Source organism: Pseudonocardia sp. OZ21, assembly GCF_059359135.1.
Genome location: NZ_JCADBN010000016.1, coordinates 81,504 through 104,983, shown reverse-complemented (window position 1 = coordinate 104,983; position 23,480 = coordinate 81,504). Strand labels below are relative to the sequence as shown.

22 protein-coding genes are annotated in these 23,480 nt (G+C 70.8%); 6 read left to right on the top strand and 16 right to left on the bottom strand.

The annotated features are described in order from the left end of the window. Positions 1 to 301 precede the first annotated feature (301 nt). Together AC5L35_RS29735 and AC5L35_RS29730 are read right to left on the bottom strand one after the other, a co-directional pair. Positions 302 to 1,780 (bottom strand): catalase, encoded by a 1,479-nt coding sequence (locus tag AC5L35_RS29735; RefSeq protein ID WP_495063027.1) that lies wholly within the window; start codon positions 1,778 to 1,780, stop codon positions 302 to 304. After that, the gene (locus AC5L35_RS29730) at positions 1,777 to 2,040 is read right to left on the bottom strand and encodes a hypothetical protein (RefSeq protein WP_495063026.1); all 264 of its coding nucleotides are present in this window, start codon (positions 2,038 to 2,040) and stop codon (positions 1,777 to 1,779) included. The genes AC5L35_RS29735 and AC5L35_RS29730 overlap by 4 nt, the downstream gene beginning before the upstream one ends. 111 nt (positions 2,041 to 2,151) lie before the next feature. Between AC5L35_RS29730 and AC5L35_RS29725 the strand changes: the two genes are divergently transcribed. Then, positions 2,152 to 3,411 carry an MFS transporter gene (locus AC5L35_RS29725; protein ID WP_495063025.1) on the top strand — a complete coding sequence of 420 codons (1,260 nt, stop codon included), beginning with the start codon at positions 2,152 to 2,154 and terminating at the stop codon, positions 3,409 to 3,411. 16 nt (positions 3,412 to 3,427) lie between these two features. Further along, positions 3,428 to 4,468, top strand: coding sequence for an endonuclease/exonuclease/phosphatase family protein (locus AC5L35_RS29720; protein WP_495063024.1), 1,041 nt, complete (start codon positions 3,428 to 3,430; stop codon positions 4,466 to 4,468). A gap of 103 nt (positions 4,469 to 4,571) precedes the next feature. On the opposite strand, the gene AC5L35_RS29715 is transcribed toward AC5L35_RS29720, so the two are convergent. The 3 genes from AC5L35_RS29715 to AC5L35_RS29705 all read right to left on the bottom strand — a co-directional run bounded on the left by AC5L35_RS29715 (position 4,572) and on the right by AC5L35_RS29705 (position 7,470). Further along, positions 4,572 to 5,684, bottom strand: a complete 1,113-nt coding sequence (locus tag AC5L35_RS29715; protein WP_495063023.1) for an aspartate-semialdehyde dehydrogenase — start codon at positions 5,682 to 5,684, stop codon at positions 4,572 to 4,574. Next, complete coding sequence (locus AC5L35_RS29710) at positions 5,681 to 6,946, bottom strand: aspartate kinase (RefSeq protein ID WP_495063022.1); 1,266 nt, start codon at positions 6,944 to 6,946, stop codon at positions 5,681 to 5,683. Before AC5L35_RS29710 ends, AC5L35_RS29715 begins: the two co-directional genes overlap by 4 nt. A gap of 227 nt (positions 6,947 to 7,173) precedes the next feature. After that, positions 7,174 to 7,470, bottom strand: a complete 297-nt coding sequence (locus AC5L35_RS29705; RefSeq protein WP_495063021.1) for a hypothetical protein — start codon at positions 7,468 to 7,470, stop codon at positions 7,174 to 7,176. 321 nt (positions 7,471 to 7,791) lie between these two features. Here AC5L35_RS29705 and leuA point away from each other — a divergent pair, with 321 nt between their 5' ends. Beyond that, positions 7,792 to 9,585 (top strand): 2-isopropylmalate synthase, encoded by a 1,794-nt coding sequence (gene leuA, locus AC5L35_RS29700; RefSeq protein ID WP_495063020.1) that lies wholly within the window; start codon positions 7,792 to 7,794, stop codon positions 9,583 to 9,585. Between the two features lie 93 nt (positions 9,586 to 9,678). Here the strand turns inward: leuA and AC5L35_RS29695 are convergent, their stop codons facing one another. Next, the gene (locus AC5L35_RS29695) at positions 9,679 to 10,290 is read right to left on the bottom strand and encodes a hypothetical protein (protein ID WP_495063019.1); all 612 of its coding nucleotides are present in this window, start codon (positions 10,288 to 10,290) and stop codon (positions 9,679 to 9,681) included. A 137-nt stretch (positions 10,291 to 10,427) separates the two neighbouring features. On the opposite strand from AC5L35_RS29695, the gene AC5L35_RS29690 reads away from it, so the two are divergent. Then, complete coding sequence (locus AC5L35_RS29690) at positions 10,428 to 11,039, top strand: DedA family protein (RefSeq protein WP_495063018.1); 612 nt, start codon at positions 10,428 to 10,430, stop codon at positions 11,037 to 11,039. On the opposite strand, the gene AC5L35_RS29685 is transcribed toward AC5L35_RS29690, so the two are convergent. From AC5L35_RS29685 to AC5L35_RS29655, 7 genes are all read right to left on the bottom strand, one after another. After that, positions 11,017 to 12,132 carry an ABC transporter ATP-binding protein gene (locus AC5L35_RS29685; protein ID WP_495063017.1) on the bottom strand — a complete coding sequence of 372 codons (1,116 nt, stop codon included), beginning with the start codon at positions 12,130 to 12,132 and terminating at the stop codon, positions 11,017 to 11,019. The two genes, AC5L35_RS29690 and AC5L35_RS29685, sit on opposite strands and share 23 nt — an antisense overlap. A gap of 5 nt (positions 12,133 to 12,137) precedes the next feature. After that, entirely contained in the window at positions 12,138 to 13,118 is a 981-nt protein-coding gene (locus tag AC5L35_RS29680) for an ABC transporter ATP-binding protein (protein ID WP_495063016.1), read from the bottom strand. Beyond that, complete coding sequence (locus AC5L35_RS29675) at positions 13,115 to 14,038, bottom strand: ABC transporter permease (RefSeq protein WP_495063015.1); 924 nt, start codon at positions 14,036 to 14,038, stop codon at positions 13,115 to 13,117. The genes AC5L35_RS29680 and AC5L35_RS29675 overlap by 4 nt, the downstream gene beginning before the upstream one ends. A gap of 13 nt (positions 14,039 to 14,051) precedes the next feature. Continuing rightward, a complete protein-coding gene (locus AC5L35_RS29670) occupies positions 14,052 to 15,056 on the bottom strand; it encodes an ABC transporter permease (RefSeq protein WP_495063014.1) in 1,005 nt (334 codons plus the stop codon). Positions 15,057 to 15,172: 116 nt separating this feature from the next. After that, a complete protein-coding gene (locus tag AC5L35_RS29665; RefSeq protein ID WP_495063013.1) occupies positions 15,173 to 16,846 on the bottom strand; it encodes an ABC transporter substrate-binding protein in 1,674 nt (557 codons plus the stop codon). A 210-nt stretch (positions 16,847 to 17,056) separates the two neighbouring features. Continuing rightward, positions 17,057 to 17,245, bottom strand: a complete 189-nt coding sequence (locus tag AC5L35_RS29660) for a DUF397 domain-containing protein (protein ID WP_495063012.1) — start codon at positions 17,243 to 17,245, stop codon at positions 17,057 to 17,059. 116 nt (positions 17,246 to 17,361) lie between these two features. Continuing rightward, positions 17,362 to 18,252, bottom strand: a complete 891-nt coding sequence (locus AC5L35_RS29655; RefSeq protein ID WP_495063011.1) for a helix-turn-helix domain-containing protein — start codon at positions 18,250 to 18,252, stop codon at positions 17,362 to 17,364. Positions 18,253 to 18,648: 396 nt separating this feature from the next. Here AC5L35_RS29655 and AC5L35_RS29650 point away from each other — a divergent pair, with 396 nt between their 5' ends. Continuing rightward, positions 18,649 to 18,837, top strand: coding sequence for a hypothetical protein (locus AC5L35_RS29650; protein ID WP_495063010.1), 189 nt, complete (start codon positions 18,649 to 18,651; stop codon positions 18,835 to 18,837). A gap of 108 nt (positions 18,838 to 18,945) precedes the next feature. Here AC5L35_RS29650 and recR read toward each other — a convergent pair whose 3' ends face one another. Together recR and AC5L35_RS29640 are read right to left on the bottom strand one after the other, a co-directional pair. Beyond that, positions 18,946 to 19,563, bottom strand: coding sequence for a recombination mediator RecR (gene recR, locus AC5L35_RS29645; protein WP_495063009.1), 618 nt, complete (start codon positions 19,561 to 19,563; stop codon positions 18,946 to 18,948). 167 nt (positions 19,564 to 19,730) lie between these two features. Next, the gene (locus tag AC5L35_RS29640) at positions 19,731 to 20,075 is read right to left on the bottom strand and encodes a YbaB/EbfC family nucleoid-associated protein (protein WP_312859301.1); all 345 of its coding nucleotides are present in this window, start codon (positions 20,073 to 20,075) and stop codon (positions 19,731 to 19,733) included. A gap of 138 nt (positions 20,076 to 20,213) precedes the next feature. Here AC5L35_RS29640 and AC5L35_RS29635 point away from each other — a divergent pair, with 138 nt between their 5' ends. Beyond that, positions 20,214 to 21,011 (top strand): N-acetylmuramoyl-L-alanine amidase, encoded by a 798-nt coding sequence (locus tag AC5L35_RS29635; protein ID WP_495063008.1) that lies wholly within the window; start codon positions 20,214 to 20,216, stop codon positions 21,009 to 21,011. Between the two features lie 12 nt (positions 21,012 to 21,023). Here the strand turns inward: AC5L35_RS29635 and AC5L35_RS29630 are convergent, their stop codons facing one another. Further along, complete coding sequence (locus AC5L35_RS29630) at positions 21,024 to 23,396, bottom strand: HAD-IC family P-type ATPase (protein WP_495063007.1); 2,373 nt, start codon at positions 23,394 to 23,396, stop codon at positions 21,024 to 21,026. Between the last annotated feature and the right edge of the window lie 84 nt (positions 23,397 to 23,480).

The following is a 23,480-nucleotide window of genomic DNA, read 5'->3' as shown; positions in this document are numbered from 1 at the left end:
GGATGAGGACCCGCTCGGACCGGGCCCCCCTGAGCCGATCCGATCGGTACTCGGGGAACCACCCGTGCCCGTCCCCGTTGGGCCTGACGACCCGTATCGCGATGGGCAGTTTGCCCGAGTCGCAGACGATCACCGCCCCCGGGGTGGGGTGGGGACCGCGGGGTCACCCGTTCTCGATCTCCGCGAGCGGGTCACGCTGGGCGGGACGTGTGCGCCCCGACGATCAGGCCGGAAGAACGAGGCCCCGCTCCCCTGAGCGGGAGCGGGGCCTCGTCGATGACGTCAGGCGTGCGGCGTCAGATCACTTCTCGTAGGCGGGACCGCCCGTGCGGACGGCCTGCTCGATCTTGTCGCCAGTCTCCTTGTCGACGTTCTTCCAGTACTGGAAGGCGCGCTCGAGTACCGGCTCCGACACGTCGTTGCGCAGGTGGCCCGCCACGTTGCCGACGAAGCGCTCACGCTGCTCGTCGCTGAAGACCTTGCGGACCAGTGTGCCGGGCTGGCCGAAGTCGTCGTCCTCGGCGTGGAGCTTGTACGCCGAGCGGATGACCTCGTCCTCGACCCCGTACGTGGATGCCGTCTCTCCCGCGATCGCCGGGTTGGCGTGGGGACCGCCGTAGGAGTTGGGCACGTACACCGGGTCGGCGGTGTTCGCGTACCGCATCGCGCCGTCCTTGGAGTAGCTGTTGACGGGCGACTTCGCGGCGTTGACCGGGAGCTGGGTGTAGTTGGCGCCGATCCGGTAGCGGTGCGCGTCCGGGTAGGCGAACAGGCGTCCCTGCAGCATCTTGTCCGGCGACGGGCCGATGCCGGCCACGAGGTTCGACGGCTCGAACGCGGCCTGCTCGATCTGGGCGAAGTAGTTGTCCGCGTTGCGGTCCAGAACCCAGCGCCCGACCTCGATGAGCGGGTAGTCGCCGTGCGGCCACACCTTGGTGAGGTCGAACGGGTTGAAGCGGTAGTCCGCGGCGTCCTCGTACGGCATGACCTGGACCTTCAGCGTCCAGCTCGGGTGGTCGCCCGCCTTGATCGCGGCGTACAGGTCGCGGATGTGGTGGTCGGCGTCCTCACCGGCGATACGGTCGGCGTCGGCCTGGGCGAGGTAGTCGATGCCCTGGTCGGTCCTGAAGTGGTACTTGACCCAGAACTTCTCCCCGCCCGCGTTCTCCCACAGGTAGGTGTGAGAGCTGTAGCCGTTCATGTGGCGCCAGCTCTTCGGGATTCCGCGGTCGCCCATCAGCCAGGTGACCTGGTGCGCCGACTCCGGCCGCAGCGTCCAGAAGTCCCACTGCATGTTGTTGTCGCGCAGGTGGTTGTCGGCGCGACGCTTCTGCGAGTGGATGAAGTCGGGGAACTTGATGGGGTCACGGATGAAGAACACCGGCGTGTTGTTGCCGACGATGTCGTAGTTGCCCTGCGACGTGTAGAACTTCACGGCGAAGCCGCGGGGGTCGCGCCAGGTGTCGGGCGAGCCGAGCTCACCTGCCACCGTCGAGAAGCGCACGAGGCTCTCGGTGCGCACGCCGGGCTGGAACAGCGCGGCCCTGGTGTAGTTGGCGATCTCCGGGTTGGTGACCTCGAGGAAACCGAACGCGCCGCCGCCCTTGGCGTGGACGACACGCTCGGGCACGCGCTCGCGGTTGAACTGCGCATTCTTCTCGATCAGGTAGTGGTCCTGCAGCAGGATCGGGCCGTTGGTGCCGATGGTCAGCGAGTCGTTGTCGCTGGCTACCGGGATGCCGACGTTGTTCGTCGTCGGCCGCGGTTCGGTCGCGGTCACGGAGTCTCCTTCTGGTGCTGGTTCGGGTGGCGGGACCGCCGGCAGCGCGGGCAGGTGCCCCAGAACACGACCTCGGCCTCGTCCACGAGGTAGCCCGCGGAGTCGCTGGGAACGAGGCACGGGCACGTCCCGACGACGCGGTCGACGTCGGTGGTGTCACCGCACGAGCGGCACACCAGGTGGTGGTGGTTGTCCCCGGTGCCCGTGACGCGCAGACCCGCGGCCCGGAGGCGGTGGGTCACGTCCACTGGAGATGCCATCGCGGCCCAGTCGACCAGCTTTTCTGGAATGGGTCAAGTTAAACCTGGGCCAACTCTGTCGAGTTCTGTCGGACCCGTGGTCCACCATGACCATGTGTTGAGGACGACCAGGTGACAGCGACCGACGAGAGCAGCACCGGCCTGGCCGCCTACCGCACGGTCCTGCGCCTGCCCGGGGTCGCCCCGCTCACGGCCGTCGGTTTCCTCGCACGCATCCCCGCATCGGCCGCCGCGATCACCCTCACCCTGCACGTGGTGCTCGATCTCGGGCACGGCTATGCCGCAGCCGGTCTCGTCGGCGCGTCCACCACCGTCGGGATGGCCATCGGGGCGCCACTGCTCGGCAGGCTGGTCGATCGGCGCGGCCTGCGCACGATGCTGGCGCTCACCCTGTGCGCCGAGGCGGTGTTCTGGACCGTCGCGCCGTCGCTGTCCTACCCCGCGCTCCTGGTGGGGGCGCTGCTCGGTGGCCTGCTCGGGCTGCCCGTGTACTCGGTGGTGCGCCAGTCGCTCGCCGCGATGGTGCCCACCCGGCACCGCCGTCCGGCCTTCGCGCTCGACTCGATGTCGGTCGAGCTCTCCTACATCATCGGCCCTGCTGTCGGCACCGTGCTCGCCCTGCAACTCTCCACCGGCATCGCGATGTGGGTCGTCGGGGCAGGCTGGCTCGTCTGCGGTGTTGCACTCCTGCTGCTCAACCCACCCACCCGCTCCCCGGAGAGCCCGTCCGACGCACCGCCGGGCCGGGTCCGCGAGTGGCTCGACATGCGCCTGTTCGCCGCGTTGCTGGCCACCACCGCGGCTGTCGTGCTGATCTTCGGCACCGAGCTCTCGATGATCGCCGCACTGCAGACCAGCGGTCAGGCAGCGGCCATCGCGATCGTCAACACCGTGTGGTGCCTTGCCTCGCTCACCGGAGGCTTCCTCTACGGGGTCGCCCGCCGCTCCCCGTCACTGTTCGTGCTGGTCGCCGCGATGGGAGTCGCCACCCTGCCGGTGGCACTCGGCGGTCCGTGGTGGAGCTACGCACTGCTGCTGGCGCCCGCAGGCCTGCTCTGCGCACCGTCCCTCGCCGCGAGCTCGGAGGCCGTCAGCAGGCTCGCCCCCGAGCACGCCCGTGGGGTGGTCACCGGCCTGCACGGCTCGGCCATCACGGTCGGTGCCGCGATCAGCACCCCCACGGCGGGCGCACTGATCGACGTCGGGTCCCCGGCGCTCGCGATCACCGTGGCCGGCACGGCCGGAATCGGCGTCGCCGGGGTCGCGGCCCTCCTCGCCCGCCGGGGTGCACGGGCCCATCGGCACGCGCCCGCCACCGCGCTGGTGCCCTCCGGTGCAGTGGGACCCTCAGTCGACTCTCAACCGATCTAGGGCAGACTCGCGGCCGATGACCGCACCGCCGGGCCGCCTCGACGCGGCGGCCCCCACCCCGCCACCGCCGCCTCTGCCGACGCGCCACAAGCACGTCCTGCGCTACGCGGCCGCGGTCGTATTCACGCTCGCTGTGGCCGTGTTCGCCCTCCCCGACCTGCTGTTCCAGCTCGACCGGCGCAGCCCGTTCGTGCAGCTCGTCCCGTTCCGGCCGTGGGTCCTGGTCGGTGTCGCCGCGCTGCTCGTGCTGCTGCTCGTGGTGATGGTGTTCGAACGGCGCGTGCTGCCGTTCGTCGCCGGAGTGCTGGCGGTGCTGCTCGTGGGCGGCGCGATGATCCTGCCGCGGGTGGTGGCCGACCCGGTGCCCACCAGCGGCACGTCACTCACGGTCCTCGCGTTCAACACCTACGAGGGCAGGGGCGACGCCCACCAGCTCGCGGCGCTGATCGAGCAGCAACGGCCGGACGTGGTGGCGCTCAGCGAGGCGGGCGAACCCTTCTCGAACCAGCTCGCGCCGCTGGTCGAGCCGCTGGGGTACCACCTGCACACCTCGCCCGGCTCACGCCGCCGCGACGTCAACGCCGTCACGGCGGTGGTGTCCGACCACCTCGGCGACGTCCAGGTCCGGATCGGCACGGAGACGACGACGTTCCCCTACGTCGAGCTCAGCGGCGCGGGTCTGGGCAACACACGCGTCACCGCGTTCCACTCGGTGGCGCCCGTCCCCGGGTCCGTGCCGGACTGGCGCACCGACCTCGGGCTGCTCCGGCAGTGGTGCACCGGTCCGACCCCGGCCATCGTCGCGGGCGACTTCAACGCCACGCTGGACCACTCGGTGCTGCGCGACGCCATCTCCGGATGCGGCGACGCCGGTGCGCAGCGCGGTCAGGGCCTCGTTCCGACGTGGGGCCCCACGCCACGCCTCCGCGCCCTGATCGGGCCGCAGATCGACCACGTGATCGCCAACCACGGCATCACCGCCGAGTCGTTCGGCGTGCACGACGTCGACGGCAGCGACCACCGCGCGATCATCACCCGGCTGCGGCTGCCCGGCTAGGGGGCGTCCCGTGGATCTTGGTCGATGAGAGCCGTGATCCAGGCGCGGCTATCGCGATTGAAGATCCGCGGGACGCCCCTAAGCGGGCCAGCCGCAGCCGGCGTCAGATCCGCGCTGCCACCGTCTCCGCGATCTCGTAGGTGTTGAGGGCCGCGCCCTTGCGCAGGTTGTCGCCGCACAGGAACAGCTCGAGGGTGTTGGGGAAGTCCAGCGCCTGCCGGATCCGCCCGACCCACGTCGGGTCGCCGCCCACCGCGTCGGCCGGCGTGGGCCACTCCCCGGCGGCCGGGTCGTCACGCAGGACGATCGTGGGCTGCTCGCTCAGCACCTTCTGTGCCATGGCCACCGACACGTCACCGGCGAAGGTGGCGTGCACCGCGAGGGAGTGGGTGGTGACGACGGGGACACGCACACAGGTGGCCGACACCTTCAGATCCGGGATGCCGAGGATCTTGCGGGCCTCGTTGCGGACCTTCAGCTCCTCCGACGACCACCCGTCGTCCTTGAGGGAGCCTGCCCACGGCACCACGTTGAGGGCCAGCGGCGCCGGGAACGGCGACGCGGCGGGGTCGAGACCGGCATCGGTCAGCGCCTGCGCGACGTCGCCGCCACGCATCCCGACCTCCCTGCCGCTGACGGCGGCGAGCTCGGCGTAGAGGCGGTCGATCCCGCCCTGTCCGGCGCCGGAAGCGGCCTGGTAGGAGGCCACGACGAGCGCCTCGAGACCGAACTCGCGGTGCAGCGCGCCCATCGCGGCCATCATCGACAGCGTGGTGCAGTTGGGGTTGGCGATGATGCCCTTGGGCCGCTCGCCGACCTTGTCGGCGTTGACCTCGGGCACCACGAGCGGCACCTCCGGGTCCATGCGGAACGCGCCGGAGTTGTCGACGACCACGGCGCCTCGGGACGCCGCGATCGGCGCCCACTCCGCGCTCACCTCGTCGGGCACGTCGAACAGCGCGATGTCGACGCCGTCGAAGACCTCGGGGGCGAGGGCCTGCACCGTGACGTCCTGCCCGCGCACGCGCAGCACCCGGCCCGCTGACCGGGCCGAGGCCACCAGCCGGATCTCCGACCACGGCACAGAAGGACGGCCGCCGATGATGTCGATCATCGTGGTGCCGACGGCCCCCGTGGCACCGACGATCGCGACGACCGGCCCGGTGGTGTCCGTGGACGCGTTCCGGTCCGACGTCTCGCTGGTGTAGTCGCTCATCGTCCGCTCCCCGCATGCACTACTGCCTGCTCCGCTCCGCCGAGCTCGAACGCGGCGTGCAGTGCACGTACGGCGTCGTCGAGCTGCTCCACCCGGCAGATCACGGAGATCCGAATCTCGGACGTGTTCATGGTCTCGATGTTGATGCCGGCGTTCGACAGGGCCTCGCAGAACGTGGCCGTGACGCCCGGATGGTTGCGCATTCCCGCCCCGACGAGCGACACCTTGCCGACCTCGGCGTCGTGCAGCAGCTCGATGAAGCCGATCTCCGGCTGCGCGGCGGTGAGCACGGCGACGGCACGCGGGCCGTCGGTACGCGCCAGCGTGAACGTGATGTCGGTGCGCCGCGCCCCGGAGTGGCTGATGTTCTGCAGCACCATGTCGATGTTGATCTCGGCCTCGGCCACGGTGCGGAAGATGCGGGCGGCCATCCCCGGCGTGTCCGGCACCCCGGTGATGGTGATCTTGGCCTCGGACCGGTCGTGCGCGACCCCGGTGATGATCGCGTTCTCCACGGGAATCTCCTTGATCGAGCCGCTGACGAGCGAGCCCTGCTTGTCGTTGTAGGAGCTGCGCACCCGCAGCGGGACGTCGTACCGGCGCGCGTACTCCACGGAGCGCAGGTGGAGGATCTTCGCTCCGCAGGCGGCCATCTCCAGCATCTCCTCGTAGGTGATGCTCTCGAGGTGCCGCGCGTTGGGCACGATCCGCGGGTCGGCGCTGAAGATGCCGTCGACGTCGGTGTAGATCTCGCAGACGTCGGCCTCCAGCGCGGCGGCCAGCGCCACCGCGGTGGTGTCGGAACCGCCGCGGCCGAGCGTGGTGACGTCCTTCGAGTCCTGGCTGACGCCCTGGAAGCCGGCGACCAGCACGATCGAGCCCTCGTCGAGCGCGTCGCGCAGGCGCTTCGGGTTGACCTGGACGATCCGCGCGTCGCCGTGGCGGGACGTGGTGATCATTCCGGCCTGGGAGCCGGTGAACGAGCGGGCCTGAGCACCGACGGAGTGGATCGCCATCGCGACGAGCGCGTTGGAGATGCGCTCACCTGCGGTGAGCAGCATGTCCATCTCGCGCGGCGGCGGGGCCGGGGACACCTGCTCCGCGAGGTCGAGGAGTTCGTCGGTGGTGTCACCCATGGCCGACACCACCACCACGACGTCGTGGCCCTCTTTGTGGGTCCGGACGATCCGCTCGGCGACCTTCTTGATGCGGTCTGCGTCCTGGACTGACGATCCGCCGTACTTCTGCACGACGAGGGCCACCGCCGACCTCCTGTCCTGAGCCGCGTGGGCGCGGCACCGTGGGGCTACCGTCCCCGTCGGGGACGCGGTGAGCGCTCCGGCCGAGGTGCTGGTCGGAATCTCACCTTACCGGGCAGGGACGCGGCAACCGTTGCGAATGGTCCACGCCACAGGGGAAAGCTGGGCGGTTGACGCCGGGGCGTCCCGGCCGTCGGACCGGTGGATCCGTGGCGGGACGCGGGGGACGTTCAGGGGATGCGACGCACGATCCGCACCACCACGGTGGTGATCGCGAACCAGATCAGCGCGGCCGTGCCGTAGTTCAGCACGATGCCCAGCTTCGGGTCGGCGGGCAGGAACAGGTTCGCCAGCCCCAGGTTGAACTGGTCAGCCAGTTCGTGGATCGACATGGCGAGGGTGTTGGCCGGGTTCGCGTCCAGGAGCGTGAGCACGATGTGCAGCACGAGGACGAGCACGATGAGCATCCCGACGATCCGCAGAACGCTGCCGAGGGCGTCGACGCCTCGGCGTGCCGTGGTTCCCACTGTCACACTGTCCTCCCCATGGCACTCGCTCCTCCGGTACCCCCGTTGTACCCGCAGGGCGGCGTGACCGGCACGAAGACGGCCATAGTGACACGCTCCGCATCTTCGTCCTACCGGTCGGTATCACTCGATCGGGTGGCACGGCCCGGAGGGCCGGGTTGCGGAGCTCCCCCCTGTGGGGGTTAACCTCAGAAACGTGGCACTCCTGCTCCTTCGTCGCCGCGGCGGGGTCTGACCGACCGGCCCCTCGTCGCGGGGTCTCGGCGTGCGTGCCGGTCACGTCAGGAACGTCTGATCGGCCCACACAGGAGTACATCCCGGATGACCACCTCGCCCGACGCCTTCACCTCGGCGGCCTCCCGCCTGCACACCCCCTCCCGCCCCGCGCCGGACCGCCAGCCCGTCTGGAACCCGCAGCGCGGATCGGACATGCCCATCCACCGCTACCGCCCGTTCCACGAACAGGTGGAGCCGGTCTCGCTGTCCGACCGCACCTGGCCCGACAAGCGCATCTCCTCCGCCCCGCTGTGGTGCGCCGTCGACCTGCGCGACGGCAACCAGGCCCTGATCGACCCGATGAGCCCGGCTCGCAAGCACCGCATGTTCGAGCTGCTCGTACGCATGGGCTACAAGGAGATCGAGGTCGGGTTCCCGGCCGCGAGCCAGACCGACTTCGACTTCGTCCGCGAGATCATCGAGCGCGACCTGATCCCCGACGACGTCACGATCCAGGTGCTCACCCAGGCCCGCCCCGAGCTGATCGAGCGCACCTACGAGGCCTGTGAGGGCGCTCCCCGCGCGATCGTCCACCTGTACAACTCCACCTCGATCCTGCAGCGCCGCGTCGTGTTCCGCTCCGACCGCGCGGGCATCGCCAAGATCGCCACCGACGGGGCCGAGGAGGTGCTGCGGTTCGCCGAGAAGTACCCGGCCACCGACTGGCGCTTCGAGTACTCCCCCGAGTCCTACACCGGCACCGAGCTCGAGTACGCCGTGGACGTCTGCAACGCGGTCTCCGCGATCTGGCAGCCGACCCCCGAGTCGCCGATGATCGTCAACCTGCCTGCGACGGTCGAGATGGCCACGCCGAACGTCTACGCCGACTCCATCGAGTGGATGCACCGCCACCTGGCCCGCCGCGACGCCGTGGTCCTGAGCCTGCACCCGCACAACGACCGCGGCACCGCCGTGGCCGCCGCCGAGCTCGGCTACCAGGCAGGCGCCGACCGCATCGAGGGCTGCCTGTTCGGCAACGGCGAGCGCACCGGCAACGTCGACCTGGTGACGCTGGGCATGAACCTCTTCACCCAGGGCATCGACCCACAGATCGACTTCTCCGACATCGACGAGATCCGGCGCACCGTCGAGTACTGCAACCAGCTCCCCGTTGCCGAGCGGCACCCCTGGGGCGGCGACCTCGTCTACACCGCGTTCTCCGGGAGCCACCAGGACGCGATCAACAAGGGCTTCGCCGCGATGCAGGCCGACGCCGCGGAGGCGGGCGTCGAGGTCGACCAGTTCCGCTGGGAGGTGCCCTACCTGCCGGTCGACCCGAAGGACATCGGCCGCACCTACGAAGCCGTGATCCGGGTGAACTCGCAGTCCGGCAAGGGCGGCGTCGCCTACATCATGAAGGCCGAGCACCAGATGGACCTGCCGCGGCGGCTCCAGATGGAGTTCTCCCGCGTGGTCCAGGAGGTCACCGACTCCGAGGGCGGCGAGGTCTCCCCCAAGGAGATGCGTGACGTCTTCGACACCGAGTACCTCGGCCGCGTCACGCCGCTGAAGCTGATCCGCCACCGCCTGACCAGCGACGGCGAGGGCACCGACGAGATCGTCGCCACCGTGCGCGTCGAGAACGACCTGCACGAGATCACCGGCAGCGGCAACGGGCCGATCGCGGCGTTCGTCGACGCGCTCGCCGGCATCGGCTTCGACGTGCGGGTGCTCGACTACCACGAGCACGCCATGTCAGCCGGCGACGACGCGCGGGCCGCCGCCTACGTCGAGTGCGCCGTGGAGGACACGGTGTTCTGGGGCGTCGGCGTGGACAGCTCGATCGTGAACGCCTCGCTCAAGGCCGTGGTCTCGGCGGTCAACCGCGCGATGCGCTGACGCCCGTCCCCCGGCCCCACCCCGTTGCAGCAAAGCCACTTTCATGCCATCTGGTTGCGTGAACGTGGCTTTGCTGCAACTCGGTTCGGGGTGTCAGGCCAGGCTGCGGCCCTCCGCGAAGAAGGCCGCCACCGCTGCCGCGTCCGGGAGGTCGGAGGCCGAGCGCGCCGCACCGAACGAGGCGTTCCAGAACTCCCCCTCTCGTGGGGTCCACGGCCCCACGTACGCGTACGGGAAGGCGTGCCCCGCGTCGCCGGGTGAGATCCCGTAGTTGACCTCGTCCAGGTCGATGCCCAGGTCGAAGTGCTCCGGCCAGAGCACGGGTGTCGCCTCCGGCAGGAACGCCCGCAGCCCCGCGTCACCGCGACCGAACCAGCCCAGGATCAGCTCGGCCGCGGCGGGGTCGATGGCCAGCGGCTCGTCCAGGGCGACGCCGGACGTGTCGCTGTAGAGCCCCTCGGGTGGCCCGGCGTCCACGCCGGCGGCCGCCCCGAGCTCGCCCAGCGTGCCGCGCAGTGGCCAGCGCCCGGCCGGGCCGACGAGTTCGGTGCCCTGCACCCGCAGGGCAGACGCCACCCCGGCGAACCCGCCGTCCGACACCGTCAGCCTGATCGTGCCGTGTGCGCGGTACTGAGGGCCGGCGATCACGCTCTCCGCCACCCCGTGCAATGCCCGCCGAGTCGCCACGAGTACCTGCTCGTCCATCCGTCCTCCTGTTGACGCCCGTTCCCCGCACCCCCATCGTCGCCCACGCCGCCCCGGAGCCGAACAGCTGTTCCGGTGGTGGTCAAGTGAGCAGTGCGGCTCCGAGGTGCGGATTCGTGATCGGGTAGCGTCAGTCTGTGCGACTGCCGGTAGATCCGACCGCCGCGTATCTGGTCGTCCTGTTGTGGACGAGCCTCCCGTTCACCCCGGCCGAGCCGGTGCTGGTGCTCGGCGGCTCGTGGTCGGCAACCGGTGCGCTGTGGCTGCCGCTCGTGATCGCGGCCTCGGCCGTCGGTTCCCTGCTCAGCGACCTCGTCAAGTACGCCGTCGGCTGGTACGCCGGGCCCGCGCTGCTCGCGCGGCTGCGGCGGCGCCCTGCCGGGGCCCGGGCGGTCGACTGGGTGGAGGCCCGGATGCGCACCGCCGGGGCCGGGGTGATCGTGCCGTCGTACTTCGTGCCGGTCGGGGTGGTGGTCTCCACCCTTCTGTGCGGCGCGCTGCGCCTGCCGCTGCGCGCGGTGGTGCGGGCGTCGGTTGTCGGCGCGGTGCTCTGGTCGGCGATGTACGTCCTGATCGGCTACGCCGGCGGGAGGGTCACGGGTGACCCGCTGCTCGGCCTCGCGATCGGCCTGCCCGTGGCTCTCCTGCTCGGCGCCCTGCTGGCCCACCGCGCCCGAGCGCGATCCGCCGAGGACCGGCGGCGGGCGGCCGTGACGACACCGCCGATCAGCGACCCAGGATCTCCGTGACCGAGCCGGGGAGATCCGGGACGACGCCGGGCGCGAGCACGTCGTCGACCGCCTCGACCTCAACGCGGTGCGGCTGGAGCCGCCCACTGCGGATGTCCTCGGCGTAATGGCAGGCCACCCGGTGCCCCGCGGGTGCACCGGCGATCACGCGCAGGGCCGGACGCTCGTCGTCGCAGCGCGTGGCCTGGCGCCACGGGCAACGGGTGTGGAACCGGCACCCCGTGGGGGGCGCGGCGGGTGAGGGCAGGTCCCCGGTGAGCAGGATCCGCTCGCGGTGGTCCTCCACCTCGGGGTCGGGCACCGGCACCGCGGACAGCAGGGCGCGGGTGTAGGGGTGCTGCGGGTCGTCGTAGAGGTCCTGCGACGGCGCCTCCTCGACGAGCCCACCGAGGTACATCACGCCCACCCGGTCGCTGACGTGGCGGACGACGGCCAGGTCGTGGGCGATCACCAGGTAGGTGAGGCCGAGCTCGGCCTGCAGCCTGCCGAGGAGGTTCAGCACCTGGGCCTGCACCGAGACGTCGAGCGCCGACACCGGTTCGTCGGCGACGATCAGGTCGGGTTCGACGCTGAGCGCGCGGGCGATCCCGATGCGCTGTCGCTGGCCACCGGAGAACTCGTGTGGATAGCGGCGCAGCGCGCCTGCCGGCAGCCCGACCGAGTCGACGAGCTCGCGCAGCCGCGCCCCGTCGGCCGCGGGGCCGCGCGACAGCCCGTGTGCCTTCATGCCCTCGGTCAGCAGCGACTCGACGGACTGCCGAGGGTCCAGGCTGGACATCGGGTCCTGGAACACCATCTGGAAGCGGCGGCGCATCAGCCGCAGCTGTTCGCCCTTGAGCTGGGCGACGTCGACACCGTCGAACGTCACCTGCCCCGCCGTCAGATCCACGAGCCGCAGGATCGCCCGGCCGAGGGTGCTCTTGCCGCAGCCCGACTCGCCGACCAGGCCGTAGGTCTCCCCGCGTCCGATGTGGAGCGACACGCCGTCGACGGCGTACACGTGCCCCACCGTGCGGTCGAGCACCAGCCCCCGCTTGATCGGGAAGTGCACCGCGAGATCGCGGACGTCGAGCAGCGGTTCGCTCGTCTCCATGGTGGTCACTCCGCGCTCGCCGGGACCGGATTGTGGCACCGCAGCAACCGGCCACCGCTCGTCTCGGCGACCGGGGTGACCTCGGTGCAGGTCTCGGTCGCCCGGGGGCACCGCGGCGCGAAGGCGCAGGCATGCCCCCACGGCAGGTTGTCGACCACAGAGCCTCGGATGGCTTCGAGCTCCTCCCCCTGCGGCGCGTCCAGCCGCGGGATCGAACGCAACAGCCCGTGCGTGTACGGGTGCCGGGGTGTGGCGAACAGCCGGTGCCGCTGCGCGCGCTCCACGATCCGGCCGCCGTAGAGCACGTTGACCGTCTCGCACAGCCCCGCGACGACCCCCAGGTCGTGCGTGATCATGATCAGGGCCGCGCCAGTCTCCCGGACGAGCTCGGAGAGCAGCCCGAGGATCTGCGCCTGGATGGTGACGTCGAGGGCGGTGGTCGGTTCGTCGGCGATGAGCAGCCGCGGCTGGCAGGCGAGCGCGATGGCGATGAGTGCGCGCTGCCGCATGCCGCCGGAGAGCTGGTGGGGGTAGGAGTCGAGGCGTCGCCGCGGGTCCGGGATGCCCACCCGCTCCAGCAGCTCCGCAGCTGCCTGCCGGGCCTTGTCGCCTGCCATCCCCCGGTGTCGGCGCAGCACCTCGGTGACCTGCAGGCCGATCGGGATCACCGGGTTGAGCGACGAGAGCGGGTCCTGGAACACCATCGACAGGTCGCGCCCGCGGCGCGCCCGCATCTCCGACTCGGACAGCGTCAGCAGGTCGGTGCCGTCCATCCGCACCGAGCCGCTCAGCCGTACCCCGCGGGCCGGCAGGAGGCGCATGATCGCCAGCGACGTCACGGACTTCCCGCACCCGGACTCCCCGACGAGACCGACCACCTGGCCGGGAGCGACGTCGAAGCTCACCCAGTCGACGGCGACCGTCTCGGGTTCACGGCGGCGGGTGAAGGCCACCTGCAGGTCGCGCACCTCCAGCAACGCGGTCATCGGCGCCCCTTCGGGTCGATGGCCTCGCGCAGCGACTCCCCGAGCAACGTGAAGCCCAGCGCCACCACGATGATCGCGGCGGCCGGGAAGAAGGCGAGCGCAGGCCGCACATCCAGGTACGTCTGCGCCTGGGCCAGCATCAGCCCCCACTCGGCGCGGGCGGGGTCGGCGTCGCCCAGGCCGAGGAAGGACAGCGCCGCCGCGTCCAGGATGGACGTGGCGAGCGTCAGCGTCGCCTGCACGATCACCGGGCCGATCGCGTTGGGCAGCATGTGCCGCAGCACCACCGCGCTCCGCTTCACCCCGAGGGACGTGGCCGCGACGACGTGGTCGCTCTCCCGCTGGGCGAGCATCGACCCGCGGAGCAGCCGAGCGAAGATCGGGACGCCGACGATCGCGACGGCGATGATGACGGTGGTCTGCGACGGGCTCGCGGCCAGCGCGGCCACCGAGATGGCGAGCAGCAGGCTCGGGATGGCCAGCAGGACGTCGGTGATCCGCATGAGCAGGGAGTCGACCCAGCCGCCGAACGCGCCCGCGACGGTGCCGATCACGATGCCGACCACGAGCCCGATCAGCGTGGCGAGCACTCCGACCAGCAACGTCTGCTGCGCAGCCAGGATCACCCGGGAGAAGAAGTCGCGGCCCAACTGGTCGCTGCCCAGGGGGAAGCCGTCCTGTGGGCCGGGGATGGCACCCGGGCGCAGGTTCTCCTGCAGCTGCGGGAACGTCTCGGCGGCGCCGTGCGGGGCGATGAGCGGGGCGAGAGCGGCGACCACGACGAACAGGCCGACGATCACCGCACCGGCGATCGCCGCCGGCTCGTGGCGCAGCCGCCGGAACGCCTCCGAGGTGAGGCTGCGCCCGGCGGACAGATCGTCGATCCGCGCCTTGCGGCGCTGCGCCCAGGTGACGGTCATGACAGGACTCCGCTCACGACAGCCGCACCCGCGGATCGATGATCGCGTAGGACAGGTCGACGAGCAGGTTCACCAGCACGTACACCAGCGCGCCCAGCAGCAGCAACGCCTGCAGCCGCGGGTAGTCGCGCTGCTCGATGGCTCCGGCCAGCAGGGTGCCGATGCCGCCCCAGACGAACACCTTCTCGGTGAGCACCGCCCCGGCCAGCAACAACCCGACCTGCAGGCCGATCGTCGTGGACACCGGCAGCAGCGCGTTGCGCAGGACGTGCCTGCCCCGCACCGTGCTCGGCGAGAGCCCCTTCGAGTTGGCCGTGCGCACGAAGTCGGAGCCCAGCACGTCGAGCACCGAGGCCCGCGTGATCCGGACGATCACGGCGAGCGGGATCGTGGCCAGCGCCACGGCAGGCAGCACGAGGTGGCTGAGCGCGTCGAGGCTCGCGTCCCACTCCTGGGTGAGGAACCCGTCGAGCACCGCGAACCCGGTGACGTTCGTGGCGTCGACGTCCACGGCCTGCCGGCCGGACGGCGGGAACCAGCCCAGCTGGACCGCGAACACGCTCTTGAGCAGGTAGCCGAGGAAGAACACCGGTACCGCGACGCCGAGCAGCGTGCCGATCACGGTGGTGACGTCGAGCGGGCGGCCCCTGTGCTGCGCCGCGACGTAGCCCAGCGGGATCCCCAGCACGACCGCGATCACCAGCGCCGTGAGCGACAGCTCGATGGTGGCAGGCAACGCGCGTCCGATCTCGGTGAGCACGGGCTCGCCCGTGATCGTCGAGGAGCCGAAGTCGCCGGACGCGACCCGGACGAGGAACCGCCAGTACTGCACCAGGACGGGCTGGTCCAGGCCGAGGACCCGGTTGAGCTCGGCGATCCGCTCCGGGGTGGCACGGTCACCGAGGAACGCGGATGCCGGACCGCCGGGCAGGCTGCGCAGCCAGGCGAAGACGAGCAGCGACAGCAGCAGCAGCGTCGGGATCACCTGCACGAGGCGCCGCAGCACGAACCGCAGCATGTCCCCCTCCTGCTGTGTCGATACGGGCTCCCGCCGGCACCTGGGTGCCGACGATCACTGATGGCGAGCGAGGGTGGCACCGCCGACTTCGGCGGTGCCACCCGGGGTCCTGTCGATCAGCCCTTGCTGACCGTGTAGAACCGCTCGTCCGTCAGCGGGGACGGGATCACGCCGGTGACGTTCTCCCGCACCACGATCGCGGGCGGTGAGCTGCTCAGCGGGACGGCCGGCAGGTACTTCGTCATCAGGTCGCGGTTGACCTGCTCGTACGCCGCGGCGTGGCCCGCCGGGTCGACCGTGGCGTCCGCGGCGCCGACCTGCTGGAACAGCGCCTGGTCGGTGATGCCGAACTCCGGCTTGTTGCGCCCGAAGAACGTGCCGAGGAAGTTGCCCGCGTCGTTGTAGTCACCGGTCCAGCCGAGGAGGTGCAGGTCGTGGACGCCGTTTGCGGTGACCGAGTCGAGGTAACCGCCGTTCCACGGCTGCGGCACCGCGTTCACCGTGATCCCCACCTGGCGCAGGTTCTCCTGCAGCGTGGTGAAGATGTTGGTGGGGTTGGGCATGTAGGGCCGCGTGACCTCGGTGGGGTAGTAGAAGTTCACCGTGAGGTTGGACTGGCCGGCCTCCGCGAGCAGCGCCTTAGCACGCTCGGGGTCGTACGGGATCGGCTGGATGTCGCTCGCGTAGCCGTCCACCGTCTCCGGCAGGAACTGGCTGGCCACTACGGCGCCCTCGGGGAGCTGGTTGCGCACCAGGGACTCACGGTCGATCGCGTAGGCCAGGGCCTGGCGGACCCTGATGTCCTGCAGCGCCGGATTGTTCTTCTGGTTGATCCCCAGGTAGAGGATGTTGAACACCGGCCGGACGAGCACGTTGTAGCCGCTGCCCTTCAGCGACTCCCAGTCGGCGGGTGACGGGTAGTCGTAGCCATCGATCGTGCCGGCCTGCAACTCCTGCTTGCGCGCGTTCTCGTCAGGGATCACGCGGAAGATCAGCTTGTCGACCTTGGCAGGCTCACCCCAGTAGTCGGGGTTGCGCACGAGAGTGATCACGTTGGCCGTGCGGTCGTAGCTCTCGAACTTGAACGGCCCGGTGCCGGTGGGGTGCTCGGTGGCGTAGGGGCCGTAGGTGAAGGCCTCGCCGCTCTGCTCGATCTGGTCGGCGTTGTACTGCTGCAGCGCTGCCGGGCTCGAGATCGACAGCGACGTGAGCCCGAAGGCCGCCGGGAACGCGCCCTTGGCCTTGTTCAGCTTGATCACGGCCGTGGCGGGGTCGGGTGCGGCGCACGAGTTGAAGACCGGCGTGCCGGTGGCGCTCGCCTGGTTGTTGGTGAATCCCTCGAACGTGTCGCTGTAGTAGATCGCCTGCGCCTGGGCCGCCGCGTTGGGCAGGTTCACCCAGCGGTTGAAGTTGAAGCAGACCGCCTCGGCGTTGAAGTCGGTGCCGTCGTGGAACTTGACGCCCTCACGGAGCTTGAACGTCCACTCGGTGAAGTCGGCGTTCGCGGTCCACTCCTGTGCCAGCGAGGGCGCGAGCTCCGCGGTGCCCTGCTTGTAGGTGATCAGGGTGTCGTACATCTGCCGGGCCGGCCGGAACGTCTCGCCGTCCTGGGCGAAGATCGGGTCGAAGTTGTCCGGCGCGCCGGGAACCCCGAAGACCAGCGTGCCACCGGTGGCACCGGACCCGCCCTGAGCAGCACCGTCACCCCGCTCGGACTGGGCGCACGCGGCCAGTGTGACGGCAAGTGCTCCGGCTGCGAACACGGCGGAGAGACGTCTAGCTGACCTCATGCGGGCAACACCTCTTCGGGTCGGAGACCCACGTCGGGTAAAAGGCAGGGATGCAGACGGTAATGGGCGGCCATACCGATCGGTAGATCTTCGTGTCACGGTTGGGCTACAGCTGGGTGCTCAGCCCTTACGCGGCGTGGTCGCCGAACCTCCCGCCAACGCAGGGAGGGGCCGTTCCTGCCCGGAACGACCCCTCCCTGCGACTGCCCGTCACGCCAGGTCGAACTCCCCGGCCTTCACGCCTGCCACGAACGCGGTCCACTCGTCACGGGTGAAGAGGAGCGACGTGCTGCGCTCCGGATCCTTGGTGTCACGCACCACGACCGGCCCCTCGGGCGAGCGTCCGACCTCGACGCAAGCGCCGCCACTGCAGTAGCTGCTGATCTGGTACTGAATCACCGGGGGGCCTTCCTCAGGTAGTGCGCTTTCCCAGACAACGAGTTATGACTCCCCGACGGTTCTCCGAGACGGGTGGCGAGGGGCGTCGGCGCGAACATACCGTCCACTTGCGACTCTCACGAAGGGGAGTCGCCCCACCGGTAACCGCCGATGATCCTCCGAGACTCCCCAGGCGAGAGGGAGCTCCGGAGGACATCGGCGAACACGCCCCGGTAGTGGTCCACATCGGACTTCGCATCGAGGAAGGTCTCCCCTGCCTGGCCCTCGATGTAGACCACATCGGACCCCAGCTCTTCCGGGATCTCGAGTAGCGAGAAACGTCCGAAGTGTGCTCGGATCAGTCCCGAGTCAAAGGGCAGCACGCGGACGGTCACCGTCGGGAGGTCGGCCATCTCGAGGATGTGCTCGAGCTGCGCCGCCCACACCCCGGCTCCTCCGACCGGGCGCCGTAGCACCGCCTCGTCCAGCACGGCGACGTGTTGCAGCGGAGAACGGTCGGACCGGCGCAACGCCTCCTGCCGCTTGAGGCGCAACTCCACCAATCGGTCGATCTCCTCCGCGGAATGGTGCGGAAGCAGGATCGACAGGACCGTACGGGTGTAGTCCTGCGCTTGCAGGAGCCCGTGCACGAGCGTCACCTCGAACGAGCGCACTATCGTCGCATCGCTTTCCAGCGCGGCGTACCGGCTCGGGGAGTCCATCACGAACCGCTCCGGCGGCACGCCGTCGGTGAGCGACTCCCACCAGCCGTGCTGCCGCCCGTCCCGGACGAGCCGTAGCAGCATGTCGCGCTCGGTGTCGGAGGCCACGCCGTAGATCCGCATCAGCTCGCGGACGTCGGGCACCTTGGGGATCCCCTTGCCCGTCTCCAGCCGCGAGATCTTGGACGTGGAGCAGGTCATCAGCTCCGCGACATCGTCCAGCGTCAGCCCGGTCTTGAGCCGGAGACGCCGGAGCTCAGCTCCCAGCCGGCGACGAGACCCGACGGGGCTCTGTGGTGCAGCCATCCCTCTCCCGATCGCCGGTCCACCACTGCTGCGGCCGGGTGATCAGAGCGTCGCCCGCAGCTTTGCAATTGCATAACGCACTGTCTTCAGGCAATCTAAGCATCCGTAGGTTGGTTGTGGTACTCACCACGCCGACCGCGGCTCCCAGGAGAGGAGGCCGCTGTGATCACCTACCTTCCGCTGCTTCCCCCGTCCTGGGATCGACGTCCTGCGTTCCATGCAGCGGCCGCCCCGGGACCCGGAGCGTCTGCATCCCGTCCCGGTTCGAACCCGGGATCCCCCACTGTCCGACAACCAGTCGGAGTGAGTTGCAACGGGAAGGGGCTCGACGGTGATGTCCAAACTGAGCAGCAGCAGCACCCGCGAGGTGGCCGTCCACCAGGGCCGGTGGTCGCCATGATCGCCGTGATCATCGGCGGGGTCGCCGTGATGGTGGCGATCGCGATCGCAGTCGGGATCATCGACAACGTGCACGCCCGCTCGTGGCGCGAGGTCGCGGCGGAGCGGCGGAGGAACTGGGAGGCCCGTCAGCCCGAGTACCACGGCGTCGACGACCACGACGCCGAGTCATGGGACGAGGACTGACGCGGCGCGGTCGCCGGGGGGTGATCGCGCCGGCGGCGGTGCCGGCTCTGCAGTCCGGCGCCGCCGCGGTGCCCGGCCCACGAGGGTCGGGCACCGCGCGGACGCCCGTCAGAGGGCGCGTCGGCCGGACAGTGCCCGGCCGAGGGTGAGCTCGTCGGCGAACTCCAGGTCGCCGCCCATAGGCAGACCGGACGCCAGCCGCGTGACCGACAGGCCGGGGAAGTCGCGCAGGAGCCGCACCAGGTAGGTGGCGGTGGCTTCGCCCTCGGTGTTGGGGTCGGTCGCGATGATCACCTCGGCGATGTCCGTCTCGTCCTGGGCCGGACCGGTCCCCCCGAGGCGGGCGAGCAACTCGCGGATGCGCAGGCCGTCCGGCCCGATGCCCGCGAGCGGGTCGAGTGCACCACCGAGTACGTGATAGCGCCCCTTGAACTCACGGGTGCGCTCCACGGCGAGCACGTCCTTCGGCTCCTCGACGACGCAGACGATCGTGGGGTCACGGCGCGCGTCGGAGCAGTATCGGCAGCGCTCCCGCTCGGACACGTTGCTGCAGACCTCGCAGAACCGCACGCCCTCCTTGACCTTCTGCAGCACGTCCTGCAGCCGCGACACGTCCACGGGGTCGGCCGCCAGCAGGTGGAAGGCGATCCGTTGAGCGCTCTTCGGCCCCACCCCGGGCAGCCGGCCCAGCTCGTCGATCAGGTCCTGGACCGGTCCTTCGAACACGGGCTAGTGTCCCGCGCCGGAAGTCTGGTGCGTATATCGGCGGATCCAGGTTTCTGCCGGGTGCGCCGGTGGACGGTCCTCGTACCGGGTGTACTCGGGCCGGTCGCCGGTGCGGCCGGCGGGGAGCTGGGCCGTCGAGATATGTGGTCGACTTGCGGCGCGGGACACTAGCCGAGTCCCGGAAGTCCGAGGCCGCCTGCGGCGTCGCCGAGACCGCCTGCCAGCGGCCCCATCTTCTCCGCCTGCATCTCCTGTGCGGCTCGCGCGGCGTCGTGCAGCGCGCCGACGAGGAGGTCCTGCAGGGTCTCCACGTCGTCGGGGTCGACGATCTTCGGATCGATCCGTACGGAACGCACCTCGCCCGCGGCGGTGGTGGTGACCTGAACCAGTCCGTTGCCGGCCTGGCCGATGACCTCGGCCTCCGCCAGCTCGGCCTGGGCGGCCATCAGCTGCTCCTGCATCTTCTGCGCCTGCTGCAGGATCATCTGCATGTCGGGCTGACCCGGTTGCACCAGCGGTCTCCTCGCAGTCGTGCCCGGCGCGTCGGACGCGGCCGGCTCAGGGCAAAAGGCTAACGCTTCCGCAGCACATCGACGCCCCCAGGCGGGGAGATGGCGTGGCGCAGTGGCCACCGTGCCACGCTGAGGGTCGTGCGCACCTCCCGCCTGTGGCTCTGCGCCGTCGCGCTGTCGGCGGTGCTGGGTGGCTGCGCGACGCCCGCGCCGCAGGCGCCCCTCCCTGCGGCCGCCGGCCCGGCACCGTCCCCGGCCGGAGCGCCGTCGCCCGTGTCCGTGGCACCGCCGGTGGTGGTGCTCGACCCCGGCCACAACGGCCGCAACGCCCGGAACCTCGCAGCCATCAACCGGCAGGTGCCCGACGGGCGTGGGGGCACGAAGGCCTGCAACACCACCGGCACCCAGACCGACGCGGGATATCCCGAGCACGCCTTCAACTTCGACGTCGCATCGCGGGTGGAGCAGCAGCTCACCGCGGCGGGTGTCCGGGTCGTCATGACACGCACCGACGACGACGGCGTCGGCCCGTGCGTCGACGAACGCGGCCGGGCGGGCGACAGCGCGGGCGCCGCCGCGATCGTCTCCATCCATGCCGACGGCGCTCCCGCCCGGGGAGCCGGATTCCACGTGGCCTACTCCGACCCCCCGCTGAACCCGGCGCAGGAAGCACCCGCGCACGAGTTGTCCGCGGCGCTGCGCGACGCCATGCGCAGCGCCGGGTTCGTGGACTCGAACTACATCGGCCGCGACGGCCTCTCCCCGCGGTCCGACCTCGCCGGGCTCAACCTGGCCACCCGCCCGACGGCACTCGTGGAGTGCGCCAACATGCGCAACCCCGCCGAGGCCGCGCTGATGAGCAGCCCGGAAGGCCGGGCCCGGTACGCGAGTGCGCTGGCGCAGGGTGTGCTGGCCTACCTGCACCGCCCCGGCTGACCGCTCCGGCGGTCAGGCAGCGGCACGGGCGCGGCGGGCGTCGATGTGCTGGTTGACGCGCGCTGCCAGTTCCACCAGCAGCGCACCCACCGCCGCCACCACGAGCGCCAGCAGCATCGTCGGGCGGTGGCCGGGGTCGAGCTGCCAGAAGTCCTGCCCGAACAGGACCGGGAGGAACAGCGCGTAGCAGAAGGCCACGACCGACGCGGCGATCATCACCGTCTTCCACCACACGAACGGCCGGGCGACGACGACGAGCACCCACGTGGCCACGAGGTACAGCGTCACCACCGCGGCGGTGCTCTGCTGGATCGGCGTGGCCGTCGCGTCGGTCCGGGCGAGCAGGTAGGTGACGAAGGTGGCCAGCCCGGTGATCACCCCCGCCGGTAACGCGAGCCGCAGCACCCGGCGCACGAAGCCCGTGCGGGCCCGTTCGGTGTTCGGCGCGAGCGCGAGGAAGAACGCGGGGATGCCGATCGTCAGCGAGCCGATCAACGTCAGGTGCCGGGGCAGGAACGGGAACGGCACCTCGACCACGCCGATGAGGATCGCCAGCAGCACCGAGTAGACGGTCTTGGTGAGGAACAGGTTGGCGACACGCTCGATGTTGCCGATCACCCGCCTGCCCTCGGCGACGACGTGCGGCAGCGTGGCGAACGAGTTGTCCAGCAGCACGATCTGCGCGACGGCACGGGTGGCCGGGCTTCCCGAGCCCATGGCCACGCCGATGTCGGCGTCCTTGAGCGCGAGCACGTCGTTGACCCCGTCGCCCGTCATCGCGACGGTGTGCCCGCGCGACTGCAGGGCGCCCACCATGTCGCGCTTCTGCGCCGGTGTGACGCGGCCGAACACCGTGCTGCGCTCGAGCGCGCCTGCCAGCTGGACCCGGTCCTCCGGGAGCTGGCGGGCATCGACGGGGGCGCCGGCGTGCGGCAGGTCGAGCGACGCCGCCACCGCGCCGACCGACACCGCGTTGTCCCCCGAGATGACCTTGACCTCGACGTCCTGCGCCGCGAAGTAGGCGAGTGTGCCTGCCGCTTCCGGCCGAACCCGCTGTTCGAGGACGACCAGCGCGGCGGGCTCGACGGTGCCGGGCGCCGTCGCGGCGTCCACCGGGCGGTCGGAGCGGCCGAGCAGGAGCACCCGCAGGCCATCGGCCCCCACCCGCTCGGCCTCCGCACGCTCGGGACTGCCTGCGGGCAGCAGGACGTCAGGGGCGCCGAGCACCCAGTCCCCGTCGGCGCCGAAGCTCGCTCCGCTCCACTTGCGGGCCGACGAGAAGGGCGCCGTCGCCGACACCGTCCAGCCGGGCGACGGGCACCCCTCGCCCACCGCTGCCAGGCTCGCGTTGGGCCGCGGATCGGCGGCGGCCAGCGCGCCCAGCGACCGGCGCAGCTCGCCGTCCTCCGGCGCCCCTCGCAACGGCTGAACCCTGGCCAGCCGCATGCCGTTCTCGGTGAGCGTGCCGGTCTTGTCGGCGCACACGACGTCGACGCGTGCCAGGCCCTCGATGGCCGGTAGCTCCTGGACGAGGCACTGCCGGCGGCCGAGCCGGACCACCCCGACGGCGAACGCGATGCTGGTGAGCAGCACCAACCCTTCGGGCACCATCGGCACCAGTGCCGCGACCATCCCGCGCAGCGCGTCGTCGATGTCGCTGCCCACCGTGTGGAGCTGGCTCCAGATGATCAGCGCAGCGGCAGGCACCATCAGGTAGGTGACGATCTGCAGGATCCGGTCGATGCCCGACCGCAGCTCGGAGTCGACGAGGCTGAACCGGCTCGCCTCCTCGGCCAGCTTCGCCGCGTAGGCCTCGCGCCCCACCTTCGTGGCCTGTTGGGCGCCGGTGCCGACGGTCACGAAGCTCCCCGAGAGCACCTGGTCGCCCGGCTGCTTGTGCACCGGGTCGGACTCGCCGGTGAGCAGCGACTCGTCCACCTCGAGACCGTCCGAGGCCAGCACCACGCCGTCCACCACGACCTTGTCGCCCGGCCCGAGCTCGATGACGTCGTCGAGCACGACGGCACTCGGTGACAGCTCGACCGACGCCCCGTCGCGGCGCACCCGGGAGCGGGCCTCCCCGATGATCGCCAGCCGCTCGAGGGTCCGCTTCGCGCGCACCTCCTGCACGATGCCGATCAACGTGTTGATGATGATCACGAAGCCGAACAGACCGTCCTGGACCGGTCCGATCACCAGGATGATCGCGAACAGCACACCCACGATGGCGTTGAACCGGGTGAGCACGTTGGCCCGGATGATCTCGCCGACACTGCGGCTGGCCCGGGCGGGGACGTCGTTGGTGTGGCCGCCTGCGACCCTGGCGGCGACCTCGTCGGCGGTCAGCCCGACGAGGACGTCCGTGCGCGCTTGTCCATCGGCCACGTGGCGGCAGCCTACGCAGAGCGCGGTTGCCACCCGCTCGGACGCCCGCTCACCGACGCGACGTCACCCGGTGGCGCACCCGGG